Origin of the sequence: Microbacterium sp. 77mftsu3.1 (assembly GCF_900100525.1) — a bacterium.
GTDB classification, from domain to species: Bacteria; Actinomycetota; Actinomycetes; order Actinomycetales; family Microbacteriaceae; genus Microbacterium; species Microbacterium aquilitoris.
Genome location: NZ_FNCR01000001.1, coordinates 408215 through 422756 on the forward strand (window position 1 = coordinate 408215; position 14542 = coordinate 422756).

Consider the following 14542-nt stretch of genomic DNA (forward strand, 5'->3'; position numbering starts at 1 on the left):
CTCCTCGAATCGGTTAATCGATATACTAGTCGCGATCCAAGGGGGTTCTCCGCACCGTGCTCGTCTGCCTGACCGCGCATCAGCGCTCCACACCGTTCGACTCACTCGAGCGGCTCTCGACGGTCGGCGACGACCTCGCAGAGCGTCTGTCCGCGGTCCACGACTCGGTGCGCGGCGCTGTGGTCCTCGCCACCTGCAACCGCTTCGAGGCCTACTTCGACCTCGCCGAGGAGCCCGACCTCGCCTCCCCCGTCCCCGCGATGGATGCCGCGATGGAGGCCATCGCCGGCGCCGCCGACATGGACTACCGGGCTCTCCGCGAGAACGTCGACTTCGCCCACGGCAATCAGGTCGCCCATCACCTCTTCACCGTCGCCTCCGGCCTCGACTCGGTCGCCGTCGGCGAGGACGAGATCGCCGGCCAGGTGCGCCGCGCGCTCGAGGCGGCCCGCGGGCGCGGACTGACCACCGCTCCCCTCGAGCACCTCTTCCAGCGCGCCACCGAGACATCCCGCGCCGTGAAGAACACGACGCGGCTGGGTGAATCCGGCCGCTCGCTCGTCCGTCTCGCGGTCGACCTGGTGAGCTCCCGCGTCGACTGGGACACCGCCCGCGTCCTGCTCGTCGGCACGGGTCGTTACGCCGCCGCTGCACTCGCCGCCCTCCGCGCGGTCGGGGCCACCGACATCCGCGTCCACTCCCGGTCGGGTCGTCAGCGCTTCGCGAACCGCGAGCACCTCGTCCACGTGAGCGTCGACGACTATGCGGCCGAGGCCGCCGCCGCCGATGTCGTCGTGACTTGCACCGCGACGACCGACACGTTCGCCCTCGAAGCCTTCTCGCACGCGACCGCCCGCGCCGGCAGTACGGCGGCGCAGGTCGTCATCGACCTCGGCCTCCCCCGCAACGTCGACCCCGAGGTGGCGCTCCTCCCCGGTGTCGAGCTCCTCGACCTCGAGACGATCCGCCTGCACGCGCCCGTCGACGAGGCCGAGACCGTCGGTCAGGCGCGCGAGATCGTCCAGGCCGCGGCTCAGCGCCACGCCGCGGCCCGACGGGTCCACGAGGTCGCGCCGTCGGTCGTCGACCTCCGCGGATTCGTCCACGGTGTCCTCGACGAGGAACTCACCCGAGCCCGTCGCCGCGGCGACTCCCCCGAGGTGGAGACGGCGCTCCGCCACTTCTCCGGCGTCCTCCTACACCAGCTCATCGCCCGCGGTCACACGCTCGCGTCGTCGGGGGCGGGTGCCGACTGGGCCGACGCGATCCGCACGGTGCTGCCGGGCACCCGCGAGGGCATCTCCCCGGACGAGGGCGAACAGCCGTGAGTCCGAGCGTCACGCTGAAGGACATCGCGCGCGCCGCCGGCGTGTCGACGGCGGCCATCAGCCAGGCGCTCAACGACCGCGGCAGCATGCGCCCCGAGACGCGCGAGCGGATCAAGGCGCTCGCCGCCGAACTCGGCTACGTCCCGAACCGTCACGCGGCCGCACTCCGGAGCGGGCGGACCATGACCGTCGGTTTCGTCATGGTCGACGACCCCCAGAGCGATCGACGCGGCGAGCTCCAGCGTGCCCGCAAGCTCATCTCGCTCGTCCGCGCCTCAGCGGAGCACGGGTTCACGGTCACAGTCCTCTCGGACTCGAACCCCGACCTCATCTCGGGGACGACCCTCGACGCGCTCTACGTTCCCGACGCCCGCGGCAATCAGCCCCTGCTGCACGCGGCGATCGCCCGCGGCATCCCGATCGTCGCGGACGACCAGTTCGTCGACGGCTCGCGGGGGCTCAGCATCCGCACGGGCTACGACGCGGCCGTCCGGGCGGGGCTCGACGAGCTCGAACGGGCGGGCGCCCAGCGCATCGTCTTCCTCACCGAGGACGGCCGACAGCCTCGAGACGAGATCGGCCGGGCCGCCTACGAGATCTGGAGCTCGGTCCGCGGGCGCGAGCCCCTCGTCCGGGCGGTGGATGCGTCCCGCCGCACTCTCCCGCGCCTGCTCACGGACGCCCTCGCCGACGGCGCCGACGCGATCTTCGCGGGCGCGGAGGACGGCCCCGACGTCTACCTGCAGCTCGAGGAGATGCGCCTCGTCATCCCCCGCGACGTGCAGCTCGTCGCCCTCTGCACGACCGACTGCGCGGTCAACCGCAGGCTCGGCGTGACGCACGTCTGCATCCGCCCGGACCTCGCCGCCGAGGCGATGTTCGAGACGTTGCCCGCGGCGCTCCTCGACGACGCACCACGGGTCGTCGACCTGCCCTGGGAACTCGTGCCGGGGTCGACGACGCGGCCGCCCCTCACGATCGACTCGAGGCGGAAGCCTCGGCCGAAGCGGGCTCAGTCGCTGAAAGCCCCGTAGACCTCGAGCGTGTTCTGCGCGAGCTGCGCGCAGAGCTCGTCGACCGGCATCCCCAGCTCGGCCGCCATGAAGCGCACCGTGACGGGCACCAGGTACGGCGCGTTGGGGCGTCCGCGGTGGGGCGTCGGCGTCAGGAAGGGCGCGTCGGTCTCGACCAGAATCCGCTCGCGCGGGGTCACCGCAAGGGCGTCGCGGAGGTTCTGAGCATTCTTGAACGTCACGTTGCCGGCGAAGCTCAGCCAGTACCCGCGCTCGGCGCTGTAGCGCGCCATGTCGGCGTCGCCCGAGAAGCAGTGGAAGACGGTCCGCTCCGGGGCGCCGACGCGCTCGAGGGTCTCGAGGACCGCCCCGTGGGCGTCGCGGTCGTGGATCTGCATCGCGATGCCGTGGCGCTTGGCGATGTCGATGTGCGCCTCGAAGCTCTCGATCTGCGCGGGGATGCCGCTCTCGTCCGTCCGGAAAAAGTCGAGACCCGTCTCGCCCACGGCCCGCACGCGCGGCTGCGCCGCGAGCTCGTCGATGACGGCGATCGCCTCGTCGAGACGGCCGGCCCGCTCGTAGGCGGGCGCTTCGTTCGGGTGGATGGCGACCGCGGCGAGCACGGCGGGGTGGGATGCCGCGGCCCACGCGGACCAGCGGGAGGAGTCGATGTCGCCGCCCGCCTGGACCACGCCGATCACGCCGACCGCGGCTGCGCGGGCGAGCTGCTCGTCGAGACCGCGCGGCTCGTCACCGTCTTCGATCTCGAGGTGCGCGTGGTTGTCGTAGACGGCGACCGGAAGGGGCTCCGGGGCGTCCGGCCAGCGCACGTCCCGGGCGGATTGCTCGCGCTGGCGGACGTAGCCGCTCGGGTCGGTGGGGTCGGTCGTCATGCCGTCTGCTCGACGCGCGGGAACAGCGGCGCGAGGGTCTTCACCCGGCTGCCCGCGGGGAGCTGGCCCCACGTGCCCGCCTCGCGGAGCGGCTGCGCGGTGAGCTCGCCGGGGGCGCCCAGGGCGTCCCAGAGCGTCGCGGTCGACTGCGGCATGACCGGCGACAGCAGGACCGCGAGGGCGCGGAGCCCTTCGGCGGCCGTGTAGAGCACGGTCGACAGCCGTTCGCGCTTCGCCTCGTCCTTGGCGAGCGCCCAGGGTTCGTTCTCGGTGATGTACCCGTTGAGGTCGTCGACGATCCGCCAGATGGCGGCGATGGCCTCGTCGGGGCGGAACGCGGTCATCGCGGCATCCGCAGCGGTCGCTGCTTCCGCCACCGTGCGCTGCACCCGGAGGTCGATCTCGGTGGGCTCGCCGGCGGTCGGCACGACGCCGTCGAAGTACCGGCCGATCATGGCGACGGTGCGCGAGGCGAGGTTGCCGAATCCGTTCGCGAGCTCGGCCTGATAGCGCGCCGAGAGGTCCTCCCACGAGAACGAGCCGTCCTGGCCGAAGGCGATCGCCGAGAGGAAGTAGTAGCGGTAGGCATCCGATCCGAAGACGTCGGTGATCTCGGTCGGCGCGATGCCCGTGAGCTTCGACTTCGACATCTTCTCGCCGCCGACGAGCAGCCAGCCGTGCGCGAAGATCCCCTTCGGGACCTCGAGCCCTGCGGCCATCAGCATGGCGGGCCAGATGACGGCGTGGAAGCGCAGGATGTCCTTGCCGACCACATGGTAGGCCGGCCAGCGGCGCTCGAACTGCTCGGGGTCGTCGCCGTACCCGACGGCGGTCGCGTAGTTCAGCAGCGCGTCGACCCACACGTAGATGACGTGCGAGTCGTCCCACGGCACGCGGATGCCCCAGTCGAACGCGGAGCGCGAGATCGACAGGTCCTTGAGGCCCGATCGGACGAACGAGACGACCTCGTTGCGCGCCGAGTCCGGACGCACGAAGTCGGGCTGTGTCTTGTAGAGCTCGAGGAGCCGGTCCTGGAACTCGCTGAGCTTGAAGAAGTAGTTCTTCTCCTGCAGGAGCTCGAGCGGCTTCGAGTGGATCGCGCACACCTTGAGGCCCTCGAACGGTCCGGTGCCGTCGACGATCTCGGCCTCGGGCTTGAACTCCTCGCAGCCGACGCAGTACAGCGCCTCGTACTCGCCCGCGTAGATGTAGCCGCTGTCGTAGAGCGCCTGCACGAAGGTCTTCACGCGCTCCTCGTGGCGGGGCTGCGTCGTGCGGATGAAGTCGTCGTTGGCGACGTCGAGGGTCCGCAGGAGCGGGAACCACGACTCCTCGACGAGCTTGTCGACCCACTGCTGCGGCGTGACGCCGTTCGCGGTCGCGGCCCGGAGCATCTTCTGCCCGTGCTCGTCGGTGCCGGTGAGCATCCAGGTGTCGTCCCCCGACTGGCGGTGCCAGCGCGCGAGAGCGTCCACCGCCACCGACGTGTACCCGTGCCCGATGTGGGGCAGATCGCTCGGGTAGTAGATGGGGGTGGTGATGTAGAAGGAGCCGCCGGAAGTCACCTGGAGATTCTACGGGCGGCGCGGCACCGGCCGTCGTTCATGACGGGTGCTCCGCCCTCGGAGGCTCAGGCGCTCGCGCGCGGCACGAGCGTCGTGGGCAGCACGATCGATCCGCCGGCGCCCCCGTCGACGACGTCGAGGAGGACCTCGACCATCCGGCGCGAGATCTCGGTCCACGGCTGACGCATCGTGGTGAGCGGCGGGTCGGTCGTCGCCGCGAGGCCCGAGTCGTCGAATCCCGCGACCGCGACGTCCTCGGGCACGCGCCGTCCGGCCTTGCGGAGAGCGGCGATCGCGCCCACGGCCATGACGTCGGATGCCGCGAACACCGCGTCGATGTCGGGAGCGCGCCCGAGGAGACGGGTCATGGCGGCCTCGCCTGCGACGCTGGAGTAGACGTCCTGCTCCACGAGGGCCGGGTCGAACTTCTCGCCCATCTCCTCGCGGAACCCCACCAGCCGGTAGCGACCGCCCGGGGTGTCGTCGGGTCCCGTGATGACGGCGATGCGCTCGTACCCGCGGTCGAGGAGGTGGCGGGTCATCTCCCGTGCCGATCCCTCCTCGTCGACCGACACCGTCGGGACGTGGGCGCGGTCCCCGAGCGGGACCCCCGAGCACACCGTCGGCACCCCGGCCGCCGTCAGCGAGGCGAGGAGCGGGTTGGACTCGTGCGACGAGATGAGGAGCACGCCGTCGACGTGCCCCGCGCGGACGTACCGCTCGATGTTGGCGTACTGCGAGGGGTGCTCCGCGATGAGCAGCACGAGGGTCATGTCCCGAGCGGCGAGGGCTTCGGTCGCGCCGCGCAGCAGCAACGCGAAGGTGGGGTCGGCGAACAGGAGGTGCTGCGGCTCCGTCAGGAGGAACGCGACTGAGTTCGCCCGGCCCGTGGCGAGGGCCCGCGCGGCATGACTGACGGTGTAGCCCGTGGCCTGGATGGCGGCCTCGACCGCGAGACGGGACTCCTCCGACACCCAGCGACCGCCGTTGATGACCCGCGAGACGGTGCCGTGCGAGACGCCCGCGACCTCCGCGACGTCGCGGATGGTGGGACGCCTGCGCTCGGAGGGGAGGACCACGCGCCGACTCTATACCCCGGGCGCCCTCCGCTCGGACGGGGACTGGGACCGGTCACAATCCGGTAACGGGGGCCGGTTGGGGCGCGGCATCCCGCATAGACTCCGTGACGAACCTGTTACCGGTCCCAGTCGCCTCTCGGAGGCGCGACGGGGACGGAGCCCGATCGATGAGGATGGCTCTCGCACCATGACGACCCCCGCTTGGCCGCATCTGGACGGCATCGCCTACGGCGGTGACTACAACCCGGAGCAGTGGCCCCGCGAGGTGTGGGACGAGGACGTGCGGCTCATGCGCGACGCCGGCGTCACGATGGTGAGCATCGGCATCTTCTCGTGGGGTCTCCTCGAGATCCGCGAGGGCGAGTTCGACTTCGCGTGGCTCGACGACATCATCGCCCTCCTCCACGAGAACGGCATCGCCGTCGACCTCGGCACCCCGACCGCCTCTCCCCCGGCGTGGTTCTTCGCGCAGTACCCCGAGGCCCGCACCGTCACGAAGGACGGCGTGCCGATGGGCTTCGGCGCCCGCGGCATGGTCTCGCACTCGGCGCCCGAGTACCGCGCAGCGATCGCCCGCATCGCCGGCGCTCTCGCCGAGCGCTACGGCGATCACCCGGCCGTCGTGCTGTGGCACATCCACAACGAGTACGGCGTGCCCGTCGGCGAGGACTTCTCCCCGCACTCCGTCCGGGCCTGGCGTCTCTGGCTGCAGGCGAAGTACGGCGAGATCGCCGGCCTCAACGCCGCCTGGGGCACCGCGTTCTGGGGGCAGCACTACGAGGAGTGGGACCACGTCGGCGCACCCGCCGCCGCCCCGTCGACCATCAACCCCGCGCAGAAGCTCGATTGGGCGCGGTTCACGGACGAGATGCTGCGGGAGTGCTTCCGCATCGAGAAGGCCGCGATCCGTGAGCACGCCTCGCAGCCCATCACGACGAACTTCATGGCCAACCAGCACCATGGCGTCGACCTCTGGGCCTGGGCGGACGAGGTCGACATCGTCTCGGACGACCACTACCTGTGGGCGGCCGACGAGGAGGGCGAGATCGGCCTCGCGATCGCCGCCGATCTCAGCCGCTCCGTCGGAGCCGGCAAGCCCTGGATCCTCATGGAGCACTCCACCTCCGCCGTCAACTGGCAGCCGCGGAACGTCGCGAAGCGCCCCGGTGAGATGACCCGGAACTCGCTGAGCCACCTCGGGCGCGGAGCCGACGGCATCCTCTTCTTCCAGTGGCGCGCGGGACGCTCCGGCGCCGAGAAGTTCCACTCCGCGATGCTGCCGCACGCCGGTACCGAGTCGCGTGTCTTCCGCGAGGTCGTGGACCTCGGAGCGAAGCTTGGCCGTCTGGCCGAGGTACAGGGCTCGCGCGTCGAGGCCGACGTCGCCGTCCTGTGGGACTTCGAGTCGTTCTGGGCGCAGGACCTCGAGTGGCGCCCGTCCGAGGATGTCAGCCACGACGAGCGCATCAGGGCTTTCTACGAGCGGCTCTGGCGCGACGACATCACCGTCGACTTCGCCCTCCCCGGGCACGACCTCTCGCGCTACCGTCTCGTCGTCGTCCCGTCGCAGTACCTGCTGACCGCAGCGGATGCCGCGAACCTCACCGCCTATGTCTCCCAGGGCGGGACGCTCGTCGTGTCGTTCTTTTCCGCCGTCGTCGACGAGAACGACGCCGTCCACCCCGGCGGCTACGGCGCCGTGCTCGCGGACGCTCTGGGCGTCCGCGTCGAGGAGCACCTGCCCCTGCGCGAGGGACACGTCACCGGCATCCGCGTCGACGATCACGTCTTCGCTGCCGACATCTGGCAGGAGGATCTCGTCGTCACCACCGCCGACGTCCGCGCGACCTACACCGCCGGGCCTGCCGAGGGCCGTCCCGCCGTGACGCGGAACGCCCACGGTGACGGTGTCGGCTGGTACATCAGCACCCGACCGGATGCCGACGGCCTCCGCGCGATCATGCGCGAGGTCTACGCCGACGCGGGTGTCGACGTGCCCGGCACGCCTGACGGCGTGGAGACGATCGTGCGCCGAGGAGCCGACTCCGACTACCTCGTCGCGATCAACCACGGCACCGAACAGGTGTCGCTCACGACCACCGGAACCGACCTGCTCACGCAGGCCGACGTCCGGGACACGCTGGTGCTGGCAGGAGGCGACGTCGCCGTCGTCCGCCTGGCGCACACAGCCCACCGGGGCGATCGATGACCGATCGACTCGCGACGGGACACCGTCGAACGCACTGAGAGAAAAGCCGTCGCAGCCACCCGGCCGCGACGATCACACACCGGTCGTGACGGCGCGACCTCGCCAGAGGCCCGCCGGATCGACCACACCCGGAAGGAAGATCCATGCGCAAGATGGGTATCGGCATCGCCGCATTGGCGGCGGGCTCCCTCCTGCTGGCCGGTTGCGCCGGCGGCAGCAGCACCACCACCCCGGCACAGTCGGAGTCAGCGGCTCCGATCGACGCAAGCGGCGTGACCCTCACCGTCTGGACCGACGAGAACCGCGAGCCCGCCATTAAGGCCGCCGCGAAGACGTTCGAGGAGGAGACCGGCGCGAAGATCGATCTCGTCCAGAAGAACTTCGGCGACATCCGCAACGACTTCACCAACCAGGTGCCCACGGGCAAGGGGCCCGACATCACGATCGGCGCGCACGACTGGCTCGGCGGTTTCGTGCAGGCGGGTGTCGTGGCGACCGTCGACCTCGGCGAGAACGCCTCCAAGTTCGAGAAGGTCGCGACCGACGCGTTCACGTACGACGGCCAGACCTACGGTCTGCCCTACTCGCTCGAGAGCGTCGCGCTCGTCCAGAACACCGACCTCGTCGGCGAGGACGCACCCGCGACCTTCGACGACATGATCGCGGCGGGCACCAAGTCGGGCGCCGAGCGTCCGTTCGTCATCAACACGGAGAGCTCAAAGGGCGACGCGTACACGATGTACGGGCTCCAGACCTCGTTCGGTGCGCCGGTGTTCGTGCAGGACTCCTCCGGGTCCTACACGAAGGACGTCGGCATGGGCGGCGAGCCCGGTACCGCATTCGCCACGTGGCTCGGCGAGCACGGCGAAAAGGGCTCGGGCGAGATCTCGACCACGATCGACTACGACACCAACAACGAGCTGTTCGCCTCGGGCAAGGCCGCGTACACGATCCAGGGTCCCTGGGCCGTCAAGGCGCTGACCGATCAGGGCGCGAAGATCAAGGTCAACCCGATCCCGTCGGCCGGGGGCGAGACGGCATCCCCGTTCGTCGGCGTGCAGGGCTTCTACATCAGCGCCGAGAGTGCGAACGCCCTCGTTGCGCAGGAGTTCGTCACCAAGTACCTCGCGACCTACGAGGCGCAGAAGGCCCTCTATGAGGCGGACCCCCGCATCCCGGCCTGGTCCGACCTGGCCGAGGAGGTCTCGTCCGACCCCGTGATCGCCGGTTTCGCCGCCTCGGCGAAGAACGGTGTGCCCATGCCGAGCATCCCTGAGATGGGTTCGGTCTGGGACCTCTGGAACGCCGCTCAGGTGCAGGTCATCAAGGGTGCGGACCCGAAGGGGACCTGGACCAAGATGGTCGCCGACCTCGAGAAGACCATCGGCTGACACGCTTCCGGGGGCGGGGCTGCGACGCCTCGCCCCCGGAGACCACTTTCCTCGAGAGGGAGATGACATGACGGCTCTGCAGAGCCCCACCCTGCCGGAAGACGCACCGCCGGCTGCGGAGTCCCACGCCCGGCGCTGGTCAGGCCTCGGCTGGGGCTTCCTGGTCAAGCTGGTGCTGATGGGCCTCATCAACGCGGTGGGCCTGCTGGGCATCATCGCCGCGTTCCAGGCACAGTCCTGGATCGTGTTCGGCGTCGCCCTGGCGCTGCTCCTCGCAGCCGACGTCGTCTACTTCACCAAGAAGGCACTCCCGCTGAAATACCTGCTGCCGGGACTGTCGTTCCTGCTCGTGTTCCAGGTGTTCATCTTCCTGTACACGGGGTACATCGCCTTCACGAACTACGGCGCCGGCCACATCGGCTCGCAGGAGCAGGCGGTCGCCGCCTCGCTCGCCCAGGGGGAGCGCCGCGTCGAGGGTGCCCCCACCCTCCCCCTCACCGTCGTCGAACGCGGCGGCGACCTCGGCTTCGCCGTCGTCGAGGACGGCCAGCTCCTGGCGGGCTCCGCCGACGACCCGCTCAGCGCGGTCGGCCCCGCTCCCGCCTCGGGCGCCGCGACCGAGGTCCCCGGCTGGTCCGTCGTCCCTCGCAACCAGATCATCGGCGACCAGGCGACGCAGCAGGCCGTCATCGACCTCCGCGTCCCCGTCTCGGACGATCCCAACGACGGCTCGATCCGCACTCGCGACGGGTCCAGCGGCGCGGTGTACCAGTCCACGATGACCTGGGATGCCGAGACGCAGACGATCACCGACAGTGCGACGGGTCTCGTCTACACCGCGAGCCCCACCGGCAACTTCGTCGCCGACGACGGGACGACACTCCCCACCGGGTGGGTCGTGAACGTGGGCTTCGACAACTTCGTGAAGCTGTTCACCGACCCGACGATCCTCGAGACGCTGGGACTCGTCACCGGCTGGACCTTCGTCTGGGCGGTGCTGTCGGTCCTCATCCCGTTCGCGATGGGGCTCGTCTTCGCACTCATCTTCAACGATCCGCGGGTGCGCGGCCGGAAGATCCTCCGGACCCTGTTCATCCTCCCGTACGCGTTCCCGGCGTTCATGTCCGCACTGCTGTTCCGCGGCATGTTCAACGCGGAGTTCGGCGTCATCAACGAACTCTTCTTCGGCGGCGCGAACATCGACTGGCTCGGGGATCCGTGGCTCGCGCGCGGCGCGGTGCTCTTCGTGAACGTCTGGCTCACCTACCCGTACTACTTCCTCGTGTGCACCGGCGCTCTGCAGGCTCTTCCGCAGGATGCGCTCGAGGCGGCGTCGATCGACGGGGCGGGCCGGTTCCGCCAGCTGCGGGCGATCATCCTGCCGCTCGTGCTCGTGTCGACGGCGCCGCTGCTGATCTCGTCCTTCGCGTTCAGCTTCAACAACTTCACGATCATCTACATGTTCAACGCCGGCGGGCCCGCGATCCCCGGCGCACCGTATGCACTCGGGTACACCGACATCCTCATCTCGGCGATCTACGACATCTCCGGGGTCTCGGGGGGCAAGGCCGACTACGGCCTCGCGAGCGCCCTGTCGATCCTCGTGTTCGTCGTGGTGGGCGCTGTGTCGGCCCTCGCATTCCGTCAGACCAAGAAGCTCGAGGAGTACCAGTGATGTCCGCTCCCTCCCCCGCCGCGACCACCGCGACGATCACAACCGGTTCGTCCGCGACTCGCACCGCCGCCCTGCGTCCCGCGCAGCGCAAGCGCTGGGTGCTCGAGGTCGGCTGGAAGTACCTGATCGCCGCGGGGCTCCTCTTCTACGCGATGTTCCCGCTCGTGTACGTCCTGTCGGCGTCGTTCAATCCGAACGGCACCTTGTCCGCGGCGAACGCGTTGTTCTCCGTCATCGACATCGGCAACTACGCCGCCCTCGCCGACACGAGCTACTGGGCCTGGTACGGCAACACGCTCCTCGTCGGCGGCGCGTCCGCGGCGGGAGCGGTCCTCATGGGCGCGGCGGCTGCTTACGCCTTCTCGCGATTCCGGTTCTCCGGCCGGCGGATCAGCCTGACGGCGCTCCTGATCGTCCAGATGTTCCCGCAGGCGCTCGCGTTCGTCGCGATCTTCCTGATGCTGCTGACCCTCGGCGAGGTGTTCCCGGTCCTCGGGCTCAACTCGAAGATCGCTCTCATCTGCGTGTACCTCGGTGGCGCGCTGGGCGTGAACACCTTCCTCATGTACGGCTTCTTCAACACGATCCCGATGGAGATCGACGAGTCGGCCAAGATCGACGGCGCCACCCACGCCCAGATCTTCTGGCGCCTCATCATGCCGCTCGTGACCCCGATCCTCGCCGTCGTCGGCCTCCTCGCCTTCATCGCGGCATTCGGCGACTACATCATCGCGAAGATCGTCCTCGTCTCGGAGGACAACTGGACCCTCGCCGTCGGCATGTTCCAGTGGGTCTCGAACCAGCTCGCAAGCAACTGGGGTCTGTTCGCCGCCGGGGCCATCCTCGCCTCGATCCCCGTGCTGGCACTGTTCCTGTCGCTGCAGCGCTACATCGTCGGCGGCTTGACGGCCGGCTCGGTCAAGGGCTGAGCGGCTTCTTCGCCGCGACGGCGGCACGGTAGAGGTCTCGCGAGGGGAGTCCCGTCTCTCGCGAGACCTCGCCGGCGGCATCCTTCAACCGGATGCCGGAAGCCACGAGCGCCTGCACCTGGGCGACGGCGTCGTCCTCGCTGACGGCTCGGACGCTCGCCCCCTCCACGACGACGACGATCTCGCCGCGGACGCCCTGGGCGGCCCACTCCGCCAGCTCGCCGAGCGGGCCGCGGACGACCTCCTCGTGCAGCTTGGTCAGCTCGCGGCAGACGGCCGCGCGACGGCCCACCCCGAACGCCTCGGCCATGGCCGCGAGCGTGTCGGCGAGACGGGACGGCGCCTCGAAGAAGACCATGGTGCGCGCCTCGGAGGCCAGGGCGCCGAAGACCGTCCGCCGCTCCCCCGCCTTGCGGGGCGCGAAGCCTTCGAACGTGAATCGGTCCGTCGGGAGGCCCGCGAGAGCGAGCGCGGTGATCACGGCGCTCGGACCCGGGAGCGCCGTCACGTCCACGCCCTGCTCGACGGCGGCCGCGACGACCGCATAGCCGGGGTCGCTGACCGTCGGCATCCCGGCGTCGCTCAGCAGCAGGACGTCCTCGGTCGCGGCGAGCGCGACGAGCTCCGCGGCGCGCTGCTTCTCGTTGTGGTCGTGCAGGGCGATGAGGCGCGGCCGATTCTCGATGCCGAGGGCCTGCAGCAGGCGCTGGGTGGTGCGGGTGTCCTCGGCGGCGACGATCGTCGCGTCCTCGAGGGCGGTGCGCAGGCGCCCGGTCGCGTCGCCCAGATTTCCGATCGGGGTCGCGGCGAGGATCAGCACCGCCCCAGCATAGGCTGGTCGCCGTGAGCTCGACCGCGGAACCGTTGCTGCCCGCGGCCCCGCTGCGGCCCCGCCTCGACGTCCGCATCGATGCCTGGCGCGGCCGGATCCTCCGTCATCCGGCGGCCCGCTGGCTCGCACCCCTGCTCGTGACGCTGCTCGCCGGCATCCTGCGGGTGTGGAACGTCGGCCACCCGCACGCGATCGTCTTCGACGAGACGTACTACGTGAAGGATGCCTGGAGTCAGTGGAACCTCGGCTACGCCGCCACGTGGCCCGACGGCGCCGACCAGCGCTTCGCCGACGGTGAGACCGGCATCTACACGCGGGAGCCGAGCTTCGCGGTGCATCCGCCGCTCGGCAAGTACCTCATCGGTGCGGGCATGGCCCTGTTCGGCCCGACCTCGTCGTTCGGCTGGCGCTTCGCCGTGGCCCTCGCGGGCACCCTCGCCGTCCTCGTCCTCTATCTGATCGCGTGGCAGCTGATCCGGTCGATCGCGTTCAGCACGGTCGCGGCGGGGCTGATGGCGATCGACGGGCTCGCGATCGTCATGAGCCGGGTCGCGATCCTCGACATCCTGCTCACGTTCTTCGTCCTCCTCATGGTGTGGTTCGTCCTCCTCGACCGGCGGCGTCACCTCGACCGCCTCGCCCGGGCCATGCTCCGACGGGATGCCGCGGGCCGCGTCTCGTGGTGGGGTCCGGTCCTGTGGGGCCGGCCGTGGCTGGTCGCCGCGGGCATCGCCGGCGGTGCGGCGTGCGGGGTCAAGTGGTCGGGGGCATGGGTCCTCGGGGCGCTCGGCCTGTACGTCGTCGTCAGCGACGCGCTCGCCCGGCGCCGCCTGGGCGTCTACTTCTGGCCGGCGGATGCCGTCCGCCAGGGCGCCGCGTCGTTCCTCCTGCTCGTGCCGGTCGCCGTCGTCGTCTACCTCTCGACGTGGATCGGGTGGTTGACCACCGACGGCGGGTACGGCCGTCACGACGTCGACGCGACCCCGGCGCAGGGCTTCTGGTCGTGGGTCCCGCCGCCCTTCCAGAACCTCTGGCACTATCACGAGACGATCTACACCGCGACGGCCGAGATCACCTCGACGCATCCGTACGCGAGCCCCGCCTGGCAGTGGCCGCTCCTGCTCCGCCCCACCTCGATGTACGTCGGGAACACCGCGAACACCGTCGACGGATGCGCGAGCGCCCGCGGGTGCATCGAGATCCTGTACTCGATGCCGAACCCGCTGCTGTGGTGGCTCGGCGTGCTCGCCGTCCTCTGGATCGCCGTCCACGGGGTCCGCACCCGCGACTGGCGCGCAGCCGTCGTGATCGTCGGCGTCGGCGCCTCGTACGTGCCGTGGCTGTTCTACCCCGATCGCACGATCTTCCAGTTCTACACGGTCCTGATCCTCCCGTTCATGGTGCTGGCGCTGACCTTCGCGCTGCGCGCCCTGTGGGGTTCGCCGGGCCGGATCGATGCGACGGGTCGGATCGTCGCGCGCCGGATCGTGCTCCTCGTCCTGGCGCTCGTCGTCGCGCTGTCGGTGTTCTGGTACCCCCTCTGGGCCGCCATCCGCGTGCCGTACGAGTTCTACTGGCTGCACAACTGGCTGCGCGGATGGGTCTGACCGCGCGCCGTCAGTAGGCTG

11 protein-coding genes are annotated in these 14542 nt (G+C 70.2%); 7 read left to right on the forward strand and 4 right to left on the reverse strand.

Features of this window, described 5'->3' with window-relative positions:
• The first annotated feature begins 56 nt into the window (after positions 1 to 56).
• Both BLR68_RS02180 and BLR68_RS02185 read left to right on the forward strand, forming a co-directional pair.
• Complete coding sequence (locus BLR68_RS02180) at positions 57 to 1328, forward strand: glutamyl-tRNA reductase (RefSeq protein WP_018188389.1); 1272 nt, start codon at positions 57 to 59, stop codon at positions 1326 to 1328.
• The gene (locus BLR68_RS02185) at positions 1325 to 2362 is read left to right on the forward strand and encodes a LacI family DNA-binding transcriptional regulator (RefSeq protein ID WP_018188390.1); all 1038 of its coding nucleotides are present in this window, start codon (positions 1325 to 1327) and stop codon (positions 2360 to 2362) included. The genes BLR68_RS02180 and BLR68_RS02185 overlap by 4 nt, the downstream gene beginning before the upstream one ends.
• On the opposite strand, the gene BLR68_RS02190 is transcribed toward BLR68_RS02185, so the two are convergent.
• The 3 genes from BLR68_RS02190 to BLR68_RS02200 form a co-directional block, all read right to left on the reverse strand.
• Positions 2341 to 3234 (reverse strand): TatD family hydrolase, encoded by an 894-nt coding sequence (locus BLR68_RS02190; RefSeq protein WP_018188391.1) that lies wholly within the window; start codon positions 3232 to 3234, stop codon positions 2341 to 2343. The two genes, BLR68_RS02185 and BLR68_RS02190, sit on opposite strands and share 22 nt — an antisense overlap.
• The gene (metG, locus tag BLR68_RS02195; RefSeq protein WP_018188392.1) at positions 3231 to 4799 is read right to left on the reverse strand and encodes a methionine--tRNA ligase; all 1569 of its coding nucleotides are present in this window, start codon (positions 4797 to 4799) and stop codon (positions 3231 to 3233) included. Before metG ends, BLR68_RS02190 begins: the two co-directional genes overlap by 4 nt.
• 65 nt (positions 4800 to 4864) lie before the next feature.
• On the reverse strand, positions 4865 to 5878 hold the full coding sequence (locus tag BLR68_RS02200) for a LacI family DNA-binding transcriptional regulator (protein WP_018188393.1): 1014 nt from the start codon (positions 5876 to 5878) through the stop codon (positions 4865 to 4867).
• A gap of 187 nt (positions 5879 to 6065) precedes the next feature.
• Between BLR68_RS02200 and BLR68_RS02205 the strand changes: the two genes are divergently transcribed.
• From BLR68_RS02205 to BLR68_RS02220, 4 genes are all read left to right on the forward strand, one after another.
• Entirely contained in the window at positions 6066 to 8087 is a 2022-nt protein-coding gene (locus tag BLR68_RS02205; protein ID WP_018188394.1) for a beta-galactosidase, read from the forward strand.
• A gap of 143 nt (positions 8088 to 8230) precedes the next feature.
• Positions 8231 to 9478, forward strand: a complete 1248-nt coding sequence (locus BLR68_RS02210; protein WP_018188395.1) for a sugar ABC transporter substrate-binding protein — start codon at positions 8231 to 8233, stop codon at positions 9476 to 9478.
• A gap of 67 nt (positions 9479 to 9545) precedes the next feature.
• On the forward strand, positions 9546 to 11153 hold the full coding sequence (locus BLR68_RS02215; RefSeq protein ID WP_018188396.1) for an ABC transporter permease subunit: 1608 nt from the start codon (positions 9546 to 9548) through the stop codon (positions 11151 to 11153).
• Positions 11153 to 12082, forward strand: a complete 930-nt coding sequence (locus BLR68_RS02220) for a sugar ABC transporter permease (RefSeq protein ID WP_018188397.1) — start codon at positions 11153 to 11155, stop codon at positions 12080 to 12082. Before BLR68_RS02215 ends, BLR68_RS02220 begins: the two co-directional genes overlap by 1 nt.
• Here BLR68_RS02220 and rsmI read toward each other — a convergent pair.
• A complete protein-coding gene (gene rsmI / locus BLR68_RS02225) occupies positions 12072 to 12902 on the reverse strand; it encodes a 16S rRNA (cytidine(1402)-2'-O)-methyltransferase (protein WP_018188398.1) in 831 nt (276 codons plus the stop codon). The genes BLR68_RS02220 and rsmI overlap by 11 nt on opposite strands.
• A gap of 23 nt (positions 12903 to 12925) precedes the next feature.
• Between rsmI and BLR68_RS02230 the strand changes: the two genes are divergently transcribed.
• Positions 12926 to 14521 (forward strand): dolichyl-phosphate-mannose--protein mannosyltransferase, encoded by a 1596-nt coding sequence (locus BLR68_RS02230; RefSeq protein WP_018188399.1) that lies wholly within the window; start codon positions 12926 to 12928, stop codon positions 14519 to 14521.
• Positions 14522 to 14542 lie beyond the last annotated feature (21 nt).

Bases quoted from the DNA above. Each gene is read 5' to 3' on its own strand.
- BLR68_RS02190 (WP_018188391.1), bottom strand. From the start codon at position 3,234: ATGACGACCGACCCCACCGACCCGAGCGGCTACGTCCGCCAGCGCGAG.
- BLR68_RS02205 (WP_018188394.1), top strand. From the start codon at position 6,066: ATGACGACCCCCGCTTGGCCGCATCTGGACGGCATCGCCTACGGCGGT.
- BLR68_RS02210 (WP_018188395.1), top strand. From the start codon at position 8,231: ATGCGCAAGATGGGTATCGGCATCGCCGCATTGGCGGCGGGCTCCCTC.
- BLR68_RS02215 (WP_018188396.1), top strand. From the start codon at position 9,546: ATGACGGCTCTGCAGAGCCCCACCCTGCCGGAAGACGCACCGCCGGCT.
- BLR68_RS02220 (WP_018188397.1), top strand. From the start codon at position 11,153: ATGTCCGCTCCCTCCCCCGCCGCGACCACCGCGACGATCACAACCGGT.